This window comes from Bacillus sp. SG20033, assembly GCF_044570195.1.
GTDB lineage: Bacteria > Bacillota > Bacilli > Bacillales > Bacillaceae > Bacillus > Bacillus subtilis.
The window spans coordinates 1338948-1353186 of record NZ_CP172606.1 but is presented as its reverse complement, the minus strand read 5'-3'; the positions used below and the strand labels follow the sequence as shown (position 1 = coordinate 1353186).

Here is a 14239-nt window from a genome sequence, read left to right as displayed (position 1 = left end):
GCCTTTTTTAATTTATTTCGCTTCTCTTTGTTTTTTAACCTCTTCAAGCTGAGAAACTGTCACCAATTGATAGCCTTGATCGGTGAGCTTTTTTATAATTTCATCGGCCGCATCAGCAGAGGTGCGGTAAATATCGTGAATTAAAATGGTTCTTCCATCTCCCGCCTGATTCATGACACGGTCAACAATTGTTTTTTTGTTACGGTCTTTCCAATCTTCCGGGTCAACATCCCATAACGCAACATCCATTTTCATTTGACTCCGCAGTTCATCATTAATGCCGCCGTATGGGGGTCTTACAAGCGTCGGACGATATCCGCTTATTTTTTCAATGATGTCTTGCGTATCATTGATCTGCTTTAACGCTTCTTTCACTGAAAGCCTTGTGAGAAGCGGATGGCTCCATGAATGGTTCCCCACCTCATTTCCTTCTTTCAGCATTCTTATTAGCGTTTCCGGATAATATTGAACCCTGCTCCCCAAAACAAAAAACGTGGCATGACCCTTATATTTCTTCAAGGAGTCTAGAATCTGATTTGTTGTCGCAGGATTCGGGCCGTCGTCGAAAGTAAGCGCAATGACTTTTTGATTTGGATCAACCGTTTCCTCTTTGGGTAAAGAAATCACTTCATGCTTCGGCTTTTGTTCTTTGATTTTATTTTTATTTTTTGCTTTATCAATATATTGTTCTTTCAGAATGTCTTTCAAAAGACTTTTCTTAATGGCAATCGATTGCTCTCCAAGATAGCCTGCTGCAACCTGATATGTGTCAAAGTAAAGTTCGATATAATCCTCCTTGATGGCAAAGCGGCTGAAATTTTCTTTTTTCGGAGCCGTCCCTTCCTTTAACAGTGCATCGTCCGCGGCAATGTCCTTATTCTTTTTCAGCTCGTGATAAGCGATTAACGAAAGCTTATGTAAGTAGTCAGCGTCCTCTTTGAAAATATCATCAATGGAAAGAAACGCTTGTTTACTAAAATCATAGTTAAACGTTTTTTTCACGGTTTGCCCGTGTGCCCCGCCGATGTATTTATATTCATTAAATATAATCGCCACTGTCTGTTTGGCATAATGGACAATTTTATAATCAACATTTAATTCGTTGCGTTTTGTCGTATGCTCTTGGTCAACGTCTTTTGTTTCCTTTTGAAATTGACGAACCTCTTTTTCTGCGAATCTTTTTAATGCCGAATCCATTTTTTCATTTTTGAAAACGGGATAGTTAACCGCGTAATTAAAAGTTTTCCCGTCATTCACAAGCGTTGCGATCTCAACATTCCCATATTGAGAATCAGTTCTTACTTTATTCATGACCGTTTCTTTTTTCAATGAATGATTATGGAAAAAGCCGATAAGGCCCACCACACATACAACTGCTATTAATACATGAAACCATTTGATTCTTTTTGCCAACAACAAAAACTCCTTCTTTCGTAGCCATTTCGATTTACTCTTCATCAGTTGGAACTGTATCTATTTAGAAATGTTTTTGTAACATTGTAGTAACATTTATTTCACATTTGTAATACTATGAGATTTAGAAGTTCATGTCAATCCTTTTTAAGGAATTTCATCATAAAAAAAACCGAATTTCATGAATGTACATACACCCAACTTAAGCATCAGGAATATGGTAAAAGGAATAAAAAAAGCTAGGGAGGTTTTCCTCTTGGATTACCCTTTGAATGAACAGTCATTTGAACAAATTACCCCTTATGATGAAAGACAGCCTTATTATTATCCGCGTCCGAGACCGCCATTTTATCCGCCTTATTATTATCCAAGACCGTATTATCCGTTCTACCCGTTTTATCCGCGCCCGCCTTATTACTACCCGCGCCCGCGACCGCCTTACTACCCTTGGCACGGTTACGGCGGCGGTTATGGCGGAGGTTACGGTTACTAGTCGCCGCATATCAAAATGGGGGCAGTCCAGCTCCCCATTTTTTTGTTTTAAAAATGACAATATCATGACAAATATAGGAAATAATTGTGATTCCGTCCCCCTCTTGTTACGATAACAAAAGCATGCAGTTTTGGGGGAGGCGTCTATTTTTGGAGAATACAAGAGATTCTGCAGCCATATCTGAAACAAAATACATAAAAGCTTCGAACCGGGTAACCATTTACGATTTTATCAAACTTGCAAAACCCGGCATTATCATATCAAACTCGATAGCAGCCTTCGGCGGATTTTGGATCGCGTTTGCAAGCGCAGAAAACACGTTAACCGGCTTGGCTTTTTTGATGACAATGGTAACAGCAATGTTGGGAACCGCGTTTGTGATGGCTTCCGGCACTGTCTATAACAACTATTTTGATCGGCATATGGACGCAAAAATGGCACGCACTCGCAGCAGGGCCTCGGTCACAGGGAAAATGCCGCCAGCCATGATCTTAACATATGGCTCTGTTTTAGGAATCGCAGGTCTTGCCATGCTTTATTCCCTCAATCCATTAACGGCCTTTCTCGGACTGGCCGCCTTTATTTTTTATGCGATTATCTATACGGTATGGGTGAAACGAACGTCTGTGTGGAGCACATTTGTCGGGAGCTTCCCAGGAGCTGCGCCGCCATTGATGGGGTATTGTGCCGTAACCGGTGACTTCAGTATGACAGCAGTGCTGTTGTACACGATTATGTTTCTGTGGCAGCCGCCGCATTTTTGGGCGATTGGGATAAGACGCAAAGAGGAATATCGCGCTGCTGGCGTTCCGCTCTTGCCAGTAGTCAAAGGCAATTATGTAACAAAAATAAAAATGATGCAATATATTGCCGTCCTGGTGGCGGTCACGCTATTATTTCCTTTCTCTCTCGGCACCGGCCATATAAGCCCATTTTATTTCTTAGCCGCCTTGGTTCTCGGAGGCATATGGATCAAAAAAAGCATCAAAGGATTCAAAACAGACGATGACGTGAAGTGGGCAAAGGATATGTTTGTCTACTCGCTTATTTATTTTTGCTTGCTGTTCTTCATCATGATGATCGATTCATTTATGATGTTTCTAATCAGATGATGCAAAAAGAGCCACACATTAATGTGACTCTTTTTTGTTTGGAAAAACAGCATCTAATAGAAATGTCACGGCAAAAAACACAGCCATGCAAATCAAAAATCGTATAATCTCACTCAAAATCCAGCTATCAGCTATGCGCATACCATCGGTTTCTCGGAGGGTTGCGCATATTGAAAAAATCATGAGTATGTTTTTTAGGGTTTCTTTGTTCATAAAATACCATCGCTTTCTCGATAGAATGACTTAAAGGCAATGAGATAAGTCATCAAGATATAAAATATGTCGCATCGTTGCATGTTTTGATTGAAAGAAATCATTGTTTTTTGCCAGCCAATTGTAAAGCTCAGGCAAACAGATGAAAAGCGTTTCTGTGAAAAAGCAGATCTAATCGAATGCTTCTATACTCTCTCCACAAATAAAAAATGCTAAGAAATACATTTGTTCTCTAATCTATAAACCCGCACTCTTTTTCCATCATCAGGTATTATAAGCCAAAAACAAACAAAAAAATAGACTTGCGTTTGAGTTGTATGAAAGTGAAATTGCAAGAATAACCCATACGGTGGTAATATATTGTTTGATTTTCCCATATTCATAGATTTGGAGGTCATACAAAAGTGAAGGGAATGTTTTTAGTTGTTCAGCTTGGATTTTCTATTATGATATTTCTGTTTTTAGCTGCTGTTAATTGGTATCAAGGAAGCGAGCTTGTTTCAGATCGATTTGATTGGAACTATACTGCTAAACTCTCAAAACTGCTAAATGGAATTGATGCCGTCAGCAGCCCCAAACAAATTTCACAGCTTGATTTTTTCATCTATTCCGCTAAACACTACCCTGTTATGAGTGCGTTAATGATCATCTCCTTCTTATATGTTCTGGCCGCTCTTTTTTTACTTATATACTCAGTCAAATGCAATAAGCAAGAGATTCATTTGGACTGCTGACCCGGTGAAATTCGTTTTTATAGCCTCTTAACTCTTCAAGATGTTCCTGTGTTTAGTGAGGCAGACCTTAACCTAGGTTTTCGGAACTTCTTGCTCAATTATGCGTATACCTTAATAGGAGGGATCAAACGATGAAAGAATATGAATTCGTAAGAGTTGAGCTGAGCACGATGAGAAGAAGGCCTAAAGAAGATTACCAGCAAATCATCCATGATTATGCGAAAAGAGGCTGGAGATTCGTTCAGATTTTCGCTCCCAGTATAGATGGGTATGGGGCAGCTGCTTATTTTGAAATCATATTTGAAAGGGATGCGGAAAAAGCTTAATCGACATGACTAAGCTTTTTCGTTTCCCCTATATCTGCATCTATACAATTTTTGCAAATGCGGCATCACATGATTTGGCTAAATCTTGTGGCGCCAACTTTAGCTGCATACCGATTTTCCCTGCACTGACAATGATAAAATCAAGCGTTTCTGCAGATGCATCAATATAGGTCGGGAACAATTTTTTCATGCCAATTGGCGAGCAGCCGCCGCGAAGATAGCCAGTTACCGCTAATAGCTCCTTCATTGCAATCATTTCTATTTTCTTTTCCCCTGTCACCTTTGCTGCCTTTTTTACATCTAACTCTTCTGCAACGGGTACAACAAAGACATAATAATGATTTGTTCCTGCTGCTGCAACCAACGTTTTATATACATATTTCACAGGATAACCGACTTTTTCCGAAACAGAGATGCCATCTACAGGCTGGCCGTCTGTTTTATACCCTAATAACTCATAAGAGATGTTCTGCTGTTCTATCAGACGAACCGCATTTGTTTTTGCCATTTTTTTCGCCATCGTTTTCACCCACTATCAAAATGATGTATGTCTAACTTCTTGCAGTAATATGTAAATTCTATCATCCTAACCTGCATTTTCAAGGTTACTAGCATTGAATCAACGAAAGGACAAATTGATTTCCTTGGACGCCTATAGCCCATTATTAGTCTACATGGAACAAAACAGGAATGAACAAATAACTCCCACATACAATTTGTATGAATGGAAAATAAAGGAGTGGTTGCTTTGTATCATTACTTTTATGGCCCTGCGTTAATTCCTTACTTTTCACATACTCATAACCCTCAAAGAAGTCCAGACTTTTCAGAAAGACAGCGAAGAAGAGAAATCACATTGACTGTAGATGGCTTTGTCCCCCCATCTTCCACCGAAGATCTTGGAGACGGCTTTTATTCTTACGCATGGACGAACCAACAGGTCATCAATCCAGGTGAATACTTAGTTTGTCATCTAGAAGGAAGAGATATCAACGTGATAAATGGTGGGTTCACTCCGCGCGATACTGCTCCATTGTATGCGGTAGCAAGCTTTCCAAGACGAAGAAACCAATGGGTCATTATCATTCATAATCCTGTGCAAACCCAAAGAGCCATATCGCTTTATTTGATTGCGAAAAGGTAGCACAACATGTTATCAGAAACCCTGCATTCAGGAACAGAAAAACGGGTAGGGACACATTAACATCAGCATTTTCCTACCCGTTTTTGGGCTGGGCAAACTCTCACCTGTCACTCTTTCAATCCCCCTCAATTTTTTCATCTTTCTCTACTGCCAAGGTATCAGAGAAAATTGTTATATGTTATCATTATTCCCAGTAAAAAGAAAAGAGGATTAGATATATGGTTCTCCTTGAAACGAATCGATTACGTTTAAAAACGATTGATATTCCCCTTCTTGACGCCGCGTCTAAACAAGATCATCAGGCTATCAAAGACTTAGGTTATGAAACAAATGGTGAATGGCCAAATTCTGATTTTTTTGAAGCGATACCTTATTTCCGCGAGATTTTAGTCAAAAACAATGGAACAAAAGGATTTGATTCATGGATTATTGTAAAGAAGGACAGTCATGAAATTGTTGGGGGAACTGGATTTTTAGGTGACCCAGACGAAAATGGCATGATTGAAATCGGTTTTGCAACAAATAAAAGTCATCGCCGCAAAGGTTATTGTGTGGAAGCCGCCCAAAAACTAATAAACTGGGCATTAAGCCAAGAAACAGTAAACCGGATCACCGCAAGATGCGAACATGATAATCTAGGCTCACAAAAAACCTTGGAGAAGTTAGGGTTTATATTGGATCATAAATCAGCGGATTATATGCATTGGATATACGTTACAGAGTAGAGTCCTTGATTACAAACGCAGGCACTGCGCCTGCGTTTGTTTGGATTATTTACCTCTGTGCTTCTTTTTCGCTTTTTGCTTTTTGAGCATATACCTTTGCTCTTTTACATATTCTTGTTGTTCTTTCGTTATTTGTTTTTTCTTTTGCTTTCTTGCTTCAAGCTCTAGCTTTATCGCCTCTTGAGCTTTAGAAGTTACTCCGGCGTTTTTCAACTCTTTTGAAACCTGGCGCTGCAATCTTTTTGGATTGATCTTTTTTTGACGTCTGCCTTGTAAACGAACTCCTTCCTGCTCAGCTTGGACCATCATATTCAAAAGTTGGTTATGAACAAACTCTAATACTTCAGAATCCCTCGGCTCTGTGCCAAAAAGATGACGAAAGGCTCTTAGCTTTCCATTGTTGACAACTTCAACAACGCCTACCCAAAACTGACCATCATAGTAAACCGTTAATTTCATAACGATTCCCTCCTCATAAAAGATATTAAAGAATGATGGACATCCCGAGGAGGGGAAGGTTACTGACATGATCAATCATGCATCCGGACTACCAACCGAATCGTGTTTTTTCATTCTTTACCATATACAGAAAAGAGTGTAGCATTTCTTCTCCGACTATTAAACTCATATTTGATTTAGATCATCGCTGGAGAATAGGCGTCTTCACTCGCAAATTTATTTCTCAAGCCCTGCCATGTTACAGATGGGAGACGATACATTCTGCATATCCTTCGAGTTTAAATTCTCCAAGACCGTGAGGCAGCAACATATGATCTCCTTTTTTGAAGGGATAGACATACTCACCAGAGATCATACGGCCCTCCCCTTCAATCACACTGATAAGAAGGAATGGTTTTTGCTGCTTTAAGCTTGCTGATCCTGATAAGTTCCATTTCCCCACCGAAAAGTAAGCGCATTCAACTAATGTCGTTGTAAGCAAATCCTCGATTTGTTCATGGTGAACTGTATGCCGCTCTGGAATAGACGGGACTTCTATCACTTCGATGCTCTTTTTCAGATGAAGCTCGCGCAGCTTGCCTTCTGCATCTTTTCGATCATAATCATATAATCTGTAGGTTGTGTCTGAGTTCTGCTGCGTCTCTAAAGCAAGAATTCCTTTTCCAATCGCATGAACAGTACCGCTTGGCACATAGAAAAAATCCCCCGGCTTTACCTTTACACGGCGCAAGAGCTCATCCCATTCTCCACGCTCTATCATGGTAGTTAGTTCTTCCTTTGTTGTTGCATTGTGGCCATAAATAATCTCGGCATCTTTTTGGCAATCAATAATGTACCAGCATTCTGTTTTTCCAAGCTCACCGTTTTCATGTATGTTGGCATATTCATCATTCGGATGCACCTGAACAGATAAGTCCTGGTCAGCATCTAATATTTTTGTAAGCAGAGGGAAACGATCCCCTTCAAGCTGTCCGAATAAATGTCTGTGATGTTCCCATAATTCGCTGAGCGTGAACCCCTTATACATTCCGTTTTGAACAACGCTTTGACCATTTTGATGCGCGGCAAAAGCCCAGCACTCCCCTGTTCGTTGTGACGGAATGGTATAGCCAAAATCAGCTAAAGCGGTCCCGCCCCAAATTCTTTCTTTGAAAACAGGCTTGAAAAATAACGGTTCAGTCGTCATGAAAATCCCCCGCTTTATTCGATTTCTTCTAGCAGCTTGTAGGCTTCTTCTGTTGTTTGCACGGAGAGCAGCCGCTCCCTATAATTGTCATCCATTAGCTTTCGAGATAGCATCTGCAGTATTTTGAGATGCTGGTTTCCCCTGCTCTCTTTCGGTACAGCAATCATAAAGATTAATTTAGCTTCTGATCCATCCAGGCTATTCCAATTAACACCTGATCGTTTGATCCCAAAGGCAACACTCGGCTCCCTGACCGCCTCAGACTTTCCGTGCGGAATCGCGATATTCATGCCAATCGCCGTTGTTCCCTGTTGTTCACGATTCAAAATGGCTTGTTTAAACCCGCTCTCTGAAAGCAGCGCACCTCTTCGGGACAATTTCTGAATCAATTCATCTATGATGTCATCCCTCGTTTCCCCCGATAAATTTGGTTCAATTAATTCCGGGCTGATAATGTCTGTCAGTTTTTTAAATTCCGACATCTCAGCTTTTTGGCTTTGAATTGGCTGCTTTATTTCATTTGCTGCCGCAGCTTCACTTGGTGCAGTTTCACTGAGCACAGGAGGCGCCGTAATATCCTTTTTTAGTACATTGACGAACAGAGCAGTGACAAGAGATCCTGCAATCACAGCAATAAAAAACATCAAGACATGATCAACTGCGCCAAGCACTGCAACGATAGGTCCGCCGTGCGCCACTCTGTCTCCCACATTGCCAATCATCGCTATCACAGAACCTGTCATTGAGCCTGCCATAATACTTGGAATGACGCGCAGAGGGTCCTGCGCCGCAAATGGAATCGCTCCTTCAGTAATGCCGAAGAGTCCCATCGTAAATGCCGCTTTCCCCATTTCTCTTTGAGATGCCTCGAATTTTCTTTTTCCTAAAAACGTCGCAATGCCAAGGCCAATCGGGGGGATACAAATGGCGACAGCAATTGGTCCCATAATTTCATAATTTCCTTCTCCAATCATTGCCGATCCAAACAGAAACGCCACCTTATTTACGGGACCGCCCATATCAAATGAGATCATCGCCCCTAAAATCAATGCCAGAAGGATCGAGCTCGACCCTTTCATCCCCGCCAGCCAAACTGTTAAAGAGGCGAAAATTTGAGCTACAGGCGCGCCGATCAAAAACACAAACGCTAAACCTACAATCAGTGATGCAAACACCGGAATAATAATAATCGGCATAATCGGTTGGATTGCTTTTGGAACTTTTAATTTTTTGATCCAAAGTGCCGCGTATCCGGCCAAAAACCCGGCAATAATCCCCCCGAGGAATCCGGCGCCGCTTGCGCTGTCATAAAAACTTCCAGTCGCCGCAATATAACCGCCGATCATCCCTGGCACAAGTCCCGGTTTATCAGCGATGCTATAGGCGATATAGCCGGCTAAAATCGGAATCATAAATGAAAATGAAGCACTGCCGATCTGTTCAATCGTTTTCCAGAAGGAATCATCCGGGATAACTAAGCCTTTAGGTGTTTTCTCCCCTCCAAGCGTTAATGCAACCGCTATCAATAATCCGCCGACGACAATGAAAGGAACCATAAATGAAACGCCGTTCATTAAATGACGGTAAATTGGATTTTGTTTCTTCTCCTGATGATTGCCGGATTCCGATTTTGTAGCGGAACGATAGACCGGCATATCCCCGTTAAGAGCTTTTTGAATCAATTCTTCCGGTTTGCGGATGCCGTCCTGTACCCCTACAGACAGCAGTTTTTTGCCTATAAACCGGTCTTTGTTTACCGAGCGGTCTGCAGCAATAATGATTGCGTCCGCTTCGCGAATTTCCTCTTCGGTTAGCTTATTTTCGACACCAATTCCCCCCTGGGTCTCAACTTTGATGCTAACGCCCAGTCTATCAGCAGCTTTTTGCAGATTTTCCGCTGCCATATAAGTATGGGCGATTCCGTTCGGACAAGATGTAATCGCTAACAGTTTCATAGGAAACCTCCTTAAAGTGTGAATAATAAGATCTTGTCTCAACTGTATACCGAAATCAGCTCAATAAAATCGCTTTTTTTACCATAGGTTCCGGTAATAAAGGCATTTTTCCCTATAACAAAAAAAAGCAAGGAATAATCCCTGCTTTTAATAATCCAAATGAGATAAAAATGTCATGACATTGGCTTCTTTCGTCAGCTTCTGGACGAAGGCCGGCTGCTCGCTAAGATATGAAAGCTCGCTAAACAGCTGCTTTGTCATGGTTTTATCCTCGTGTTTGACAGCCAGCATAAAAACGAGCGAAACTTTTTCATTTCCCCATTCAAGCGGCTCCTTTAATGTGGCAATCGCGATTGCTGATTGTTTAATAAATTTAGCGTTTGCATGAGGAATGGCAATGCCTGATCCAATATTTGTCGCCGACATTTTTTCCCTCATCACCGCATGAACCGCATAGTCCTTATCAACATAGCCTTTCTCAAACAAAGCTGTCGCCAGCTGTTCGATTAACTTGTAGCGATGCTCCGCCTCCTGCTGCAAAAAAACCAAAAAAGGAGTCGTATTGTTCAGCATTTGAAACGTTTTTTGTTTTTGGCGGTGTGATTCGCCCAGCTGACGTATAAACGCACTTAATTTCTTCTCCTCGCCAGGCTCTAAAAGCGGAGACACAACAATATGGGGAACCGTTATATTCTCCAGCGCAATGGTGGATATGACAAGATCAATATCCTCATGCTTTTTGATATAATCCTTTAAATCGGCCTTTGCAATACAGGCCATTACAGCGATTTGATGACATTTCCGTTCAATTTTTGTCCGCAGCAATTGTGACATCCCAATCCCCATGTGGCAGACGATAATCGCCTTTTTATGTGTCTCGCTGCTGCACTGCATCCGTTCGATCGCTGCCTGAAAATGCAATGTCAAATATGCTGCCTCTTCCTCAGGAATATGAAGATCAAAAGTTTGATTGATATCTTCCAAAACATCAATGATGAGGTGGAACAAATAAGGGTACATCTTTTTGATGTCATTGAGCATAGGATTTGCTACAGAAAGATCGTAGCTCAGCCGTTGTAGCACAGTATTGAGATGAATGTTCAAACCATTGATCAAATCCTGATCCTTATGAAAATCCATCATTTTCAGCTCTGAAACACGATTGATTAAATGCCCTACAACCTTAGGAAGCACAGCATTTTCAAAGTTCTCTTCTGTTTGCAATGGATAACGAACTTTACCGCCCAATATATGTAATGTTAAGTACACGGCTTCTTCTTCAGGAAAGCGGATTGCAAAAACCGGTTCGAGCCGTTGTAAACAAGCAAATGTCCATTGATATTCTTTCTTCTTTTTTACTGCCGCCATTTCTTTTGGGGACAATGAAATCGGCTGCTTCATTTTGATGCGGCGGACCATTAACAATGTATGCAGCAGCAAACTTTCAAACGTTTCGTCTGTGAAATAGAGGGAATGCTTTTTTTGCAATGATTTGATTTCTTTCGTCACAAAGTCTACTTCATAATGTAAAAACTTACTTTTAATAAATTGGCTGGTAAACGCTGTATTGTGGATCAAATCAGATATTCTTGCCAATGCCTTTCTTTTATTTCTTTCGTTCCCTTCAACCTTTAATCCAAGCCGCTGCCTAGAAACCAGTGTGAGATCAAAACGCTTCAGCCACTCTTCTACTGCGTATAAATCCTTTTTAATGGAAGATCGATTGACAAAATGCCGAGCGGCAATGTCTTTTGCGGAAACAGGCTTCGGATTCATTAATAAGTCATAAGCAATGTGCAGCATTCTTTCTTCATCGCTCCGCTGCCTAGAAGAAAAATGTTCAGTATGTAATTGTTGGCTTAGCCAGGTCCTTTCCTGTTCTTCTATATGTAAATAAACGCCCAACCCTGGTTTTCGAATAAGCTGTGCATGAGAATGCTCATTGAGATAATCCTCGATCACTTTCAAATCATTCCGGATTGTTTTTTCAGAACACTGTACCCTATCTGCGAAATCTTGCACAACTAAATAGTCATCAGGTTCAGATAACAACAGATACAAAATCTCTTTTTGTCTTGAATTTATGTATTCCATCTGTTTTTCTATCCTTCCTGTCAGTATCTACTTGAGCAAATTGATAGTATAAGTATACTATATAAGAAACCGTTTACATTATAAAATAAAATCATAGAGACAAAAGTTTCGTTTTTTACCGAAGCTTCCGGAAAAATGCGATTTTTATATTCTTTGAGTTTGCTATGTAATGTATTTTTTATCGTTATTCAGCAGAAATTCATAAAAATACTCCAATTCTTCACTTATTTAGAACGAAGATTTTCTAATGTATGAGTACGAAAGTAAGAACATGATGAAGAAAAGTGATTTGGTATCTTCGGGGATAAAGTGCAGGTAACAAAATTCCCACACGCTCAACAAACTAATAACCATCAAATGTGTGCTATTAACATTTTAAGGATGGCCATTCTCTCTCAGCAATTTTCCATCATAAATACAAACTCTGTGCAGAGCACACAATAGTCTTAGCTCAAATCAATTGATCGTTCACATATTATTAACATTTATTTACAAGGAAAATAATTACTTTTATTGAATTGTTATAGTGCAAGACAAAAAACTTTAAAGGAGTGTTTCAAAATGAATTTCAAAAAAACTGTTGTTTCTGCTTTATCGATTTCTGCGTTAGCTCTGTCGGTCAGCGGGGTAGCTTCAGCTCATGAAATAAACTCCACACCTACTGAAGTAAAGAACATTTCTATTTCACCTACACATGTTATCAAGATTCAAGACTATAATTTACCTCTAAAAGTTGGAGAAACCTATTCTGTTAAAAATAATTCAGCTACTCGTTATTGGACTGATAACCAAAAAGTTGCTGAAGTCGATCAAAATGGTTTAGTGACGGCTAAATCAAAAGGGAAAGCCACGATTACTTTGTTTAAAGGTACTGCAGTATTCGGAAAAGTATATGTAACGGTTTATTAATCTCTTATCCGCCAGATTTTCTGGATGCAAAACATGCATGAATAAAATAAGGTCCCCCTCTAAAAAGAGAAGGGACCTTATTTTATTTCAATTGCGCTTCAAGTTTAGATTTAGTTTTGGGAATACCTCATACATTGGTGTATATTGTGTTTCAGTAGCTTAGCCCCGAATAAATCCACCTTCTGAATGAATAATTTGTCCCGTTATCCATTCAGCCTCATCACTTGCAAGAAAAGCAATCATTCGTGCTGCATCATCTGGTGTGCCAATACGCCCCATTGGAAATTTAGGTGAAAGAAAATTTCTTATTTCATCTGTCATCCATGTAGAATCTGTTGGACCCGGGTTTACAGCGTTAACAGTGATGCCCAATGGTGCAAGTTCTTGTGATAACGACCTAGTAAAGGCAGAAATAGCTCCTTTAGTAGCTGCATACGCTAACTCCCCAGGCAAAGGACCTAAATCCTGCCCTGATGTCATATTGATGATTCTTCCTGATATTAAATTAGACTTTTTAAACCGACGGGCGAATTCAACACAAAGAAGAAAATTTGATCTCATATTAACCGCATAATGATCATCAAGTGATTTAGCATCTAACGATACATAATTATCACTTGCGGAATGAGCTGCATTATTAATAAGGATGGAAGGATATCCTAATTTATCTGAAATTTTTTCATGTATTGTGAATGCAGCATGTGCATCTGATAAATCAATTTTCATTGCCTCACAGCGCACACCCATACGTAAAATTTCTTGTTGAAATTCTTCTATCCAGGCCGCATCAGAGTTCCAGTGAGTAAAGAAGATATGTATACCCTGTGAGGCTAACTTACGACAAATAGCCGTACCAATATCCCCTTGACTGCTTGCTCCTGTAATTAGTGCGATTTTTTCTTGAGAATGACTCATTATTTTAACCTCCAATTTATACGGAGTATCTCCATTATGATGGTAACAAGCTATCCAAAGAATATAATCCATTAAATCAAACAGAGCTGACTTTGAATACATTTTAAAATCAACTTAAAAAAACATTTTCGTCTCAAAAAATATTAAATAGAAAAAATAAGAGTTGGACAACAATTTACTACTTAGTCACAAGTGGCTGATACTAAGTCATTGAATGTCTCTTTTTAAAGAGCCTTTCAATCATTCACATTGCTTTTCATTAACCATTCTACTTCCGTTAATTCTTGTTTTTGAACGTCTATTGTGTGTTTTTTCGTGAAATGGATTTTCACAGCTTCTTCGTTTTCCCAAATCTCCCAAAGCATTATTTTACGTTCTGATGGCTCAAGCGGATAAGCATGGAATGTAATACAACCCTCTTCTTTGTTTGTTTCTTCCTCAAGTTTTTTGAATTCCTTCATTATCTCATTAAGGTCTTTATCACTGATGATTTTTAAACATGCCGTTATGTAATGCATCGAAATTCCTCCTCCTATCATTTTATGGCTTTTCATTATAACA

At 39.9% G+C, this 14239-nt stretch carries 15 protein-coding genes; 7 read left to right on the top strand and 8 right to left on the bottom strand.

The features are described 5' to 3' along the window. Window positions 1-12: 12 nt before the first annotated feature. Window positions 13-1416, bottom strand: coding sequence for a peptidoglycan-N-acetylmuramic acid deacetylase PdaC (gene pdaC, locus ACFVP7_RS07195; protein WP_026113742.1), 1404 nt, complete (start codon window positions 1414-1416; stop codon window positions 13-15). 253 nt (window positions 1417-1669) lie between these two features. Between pdaC and cotT the strand changes: the two genes are divergently transcribed. From cotT to ACFVP7_RS07175, 4 genes are all read left to right on the top strand, one after another. Continuing rightward, complete coding sequence (gene cotT, locus ACFVP7_RS07190; RefSeq protein ID WP_021479507.1) at window positions 1670-1906, top strand: spore coat protein CotT; 237 nt, start codon at window positions 1670-1672, stop codon at window positions 1904-1906. A 122-nt stretch (window positions 1907-2028) separates the two neighbouring features. After that, the gene (cyoE, locus tag ACFVP7_RS07185; protein ID WP_338733306.1) at window positions 2029-3018 is read left to right on the top strand and encodes a heme o synthase; all 990 of its coding nucleotides are present in this window, start codon (window positions 2029-2031) and stop codon (window positions 3016-3018) included. A 617-nt stretch (window positions 3019-3635) separates the two neighbouring features. Then, window positions 3636-3965: a YjdJ family protein gene (locus ACFVP7_RS07180; RefSeq protein ID WP_338733304.1), complete on the top strand. Its 330-nt coding sequence runs from the start codon at window positions 3636-3638 to the stop codon at window positions 3963-3965. A gap of 131 nt (window positions 3966-4096) precedes the next feature. Next, window positions 4097-4291 (top strand): DUF4177 domain-containing protein, encoded by a 195-nt coding sequence (locus ACFVP7_RS07175; protein WP_003232825.1) that lies wholly within the window; start codon window positions 4097-4099, stop codon window positions 4289-4291. 40 nt (window positions 4292-4331) lie between these two features. Here the strand turns inward: ACFVP7_RS07175 and ybaK are convergent, their stop codons facing one another. Next, window positions 4332-4811, bottom strand: a complete 480-nt coding sequence (ybaK, locus tag ACFVP7_RS07170) for a Cys-tRNA(Pro) deacylase (RefSeq protein WP_338733302.1) — start codon at window positions 4809-4811, stop codon at window positions 4332-4334. Between the two features lie 228 nt (window positions 4812-5039). On the opposite strand from ybaK, the gene ACFVP7_RS07165 reads away from it, so the two are divergent. Beyond that, window positions 5040-5435, top strand: a complete 396-nt coding sequence (locus tag ACFVP7_RS07165) for a hypothetical protein (RefSeq protein ID WP_009967031.1) — start codon at window positions 5040-5042, stop codon at window positions 5433-5435. Window positions 5436-5653: 218 nt separating this feature from the next. Then, window positions 5654-6160, top strand: a complete 507-nt coding sequence (locus ACFVP7_RS07160; protein ID WP_338733300.1) for a GNAT family N-acetyltransferase — start codon at window positions 5654-5656, stop codon at window positions 6158-6160. Between the two features lie 45 nt (window positions 6161-6205). Here the strand turns inward: ACFVP7_RS07160 and ACFVP7_RS07155 are convergent, their stop codons facing one another. From ACFVP7_RS07155 to manR, 4 genes are all read right to left on the bottom strand, one after another. Next, the gene (locus ACFVP7_RS07155) at window positions 6206-6688 is read right to left on the bottom strand and encodes a YjdF family protein (protein ID WP_130572237.1); all 483 of its coding nucleotides are present in this window, start codon (window positions 6686-6688) and stop codon (window positions 6206-6208) included. A 169-nt stretch (window positions 6689-6857) separates the two neighbouring features. Beyond that, window positions 6858-7805 carry a mannose-6-phosphate isomerase, class I gene (gene manA, locus ACFVP7_RS07150; RefSeq protein WP_125121310.1) on the bottom strand — a complete coding sequence of 316 codons (948 nt, stop codon included), beginning with the start codon at window positions 7803-7805 and terminating at the stop codon, window positions 6858-6860. A gap of 14 nt (window positions 7806-7819) precedes the next feature. Beyond that, a complete protein-coding gene (manP, locus tag ACFVP7_RS07145; protein WP_338733299.1) occupies window positions 7820-9760 on the bottom strand; it encodes a PTS mannose transporter subunit IIABC in 1941 nt (646 codons plus the stop codon). A 147-nt stretch (window positions 9761-9907) separates the two neighbouring features. Continuing rightward, window positions 9908-11854: a mannose transport/utilization transcriptional regulator ManR gene (gene manR, locus ACFVP7_RS07140; protein WP_338733298.1), complete on the bottom strand. Its 1947-nt coding sequence runs from the start codon at window positions 11852-11854 to the stop codon at window positions 9908-9910. Between the two features lie 561 nt (window positions 11855-12415). Between manR and ACFVP7_RS07135 the strand changes: the two genes are divergently transcribed. Continuing rightward, window positions 12416-12763, top strand: coding sequence for an Ig-like domain-containing protein (locus ACFVP7_RS07135; protein ID WP_003232839.1), 348 nt, complete (start codon window positions 12416-12418; stop codon window positions 12761-12763). A 159-nt stretch (window positions 12764-12922) separates the two neighbouring features. Here the strand turns inward: ACFVP7_RS07135 and ACFVP7_RS07130 are convergent, their stop codons facing one another. Both ACFVP7_RS07130 and ACFVP7_RS07125 read right to left on the bottom strand, forming a co-directional pair. Beyond that, window positions 12923-13678 (bottom strand): SDR family oxidoreductase, encoded by a 756-nt coding sequence (locus ACFVP7_RS07130; protein WP_015715693.1) that lies wholly within the window; start codon window positions 13676-13678, stop codon window positions 12923-12925. A gap of 236 nt (window positions 13679-13914) precedes the next feature. After that, window positions 13915-14232: a putative quinol monooxygenase gene (locus ACFVP7_RS07125; protein WP_080010590.1), complete on the bottom strand. Its 318-nt coding sequence runs from the start codon at window positions 14230-14232 to the stop codon at window positions 13915-13917. Window positions 14233-14239 lie beyond the last annotated feature (7 nt).

Excerpts from the sequence above, each read along its gene's own strand:
- manR (WP_338733298.1), bottom strand. The coding sequence starts at position 11,854 with ATGGAATACATAAATTCAAGACAAAAAGAGATTTTGTATCTGTTGTTA.
- ACFVP7_RS07155 (WP_130572237.1), bottom strand. The coding sequence starts at position 6,688 with ATGTCAGTAACCTTCCCCTCCTCGGGATGTCCATCATTCTTTAATATC.
- manA (WP_125121310.1), bottom strand. The coding sequence starts at position 7,805 with ATGACGACTGAACCGTTATTTTTCAAGCCTGTTTTCAAAGAAAGAATT.
- ACFVP7_RS07175 (WP_003232825.1), top strand. The coding sequence starts at position 4,097 with ATGAAAGAATATGAATTCGTAAGAGTTGAGCTGAGCACGATGAGAAGA.
- manP (WP_338733299.1), bottom strand. The coding sequence starts at position 9,760 with ATGAAACTGTTAGCGATTACATCTTGTCCGAACGGAATCGCCCATACT.
- ACFVP7_RS07160 (WP_338733300.1), top strand. The coding sequence starts at position 5,654 with ATGGTTCTCCTTGAAACGAATCGATTACGTTTAAAAACGATTGATATT.
- ACFVP7_RS07130 (WP_015715693.1), bottom strand. The coding sequence starts at position 13,678 with ATGAGTCATTCTCAAGAAAAAATCGCACTAATTACAGGAGCAAGCAGT.
- cyoE (WP_338733306.1), top strand. The coding sequence starts at position 2,029 with ATGCAGTTTTGGGGGAGGCGTCTATTTTTGGAGAATACAAGAGATTCT.
- ACFVP7_RS07135 (WP_003232839.1), top strand. The coding sequence starts at position 12,416 with ATGAATTTCAAAAAAACTGTTGTTTCTGCTTTATCGATTTCTGCGTTA.
- ybaK (WP_338733302.1), bottom strand. The coding sequence starts at position 4,811 with ATGGCGAAAAAAATGGCAAAAACAAATGCGGTTCGTCTGATAGAACAG.
- ACFVP7_RS07125 (WP_080010590.1), bottom strand. The coding sequence starts at position 14,232 with ATGAAAAGCCATAAAATGATAGGAGGAGGAATTTCGATGCATTACATA.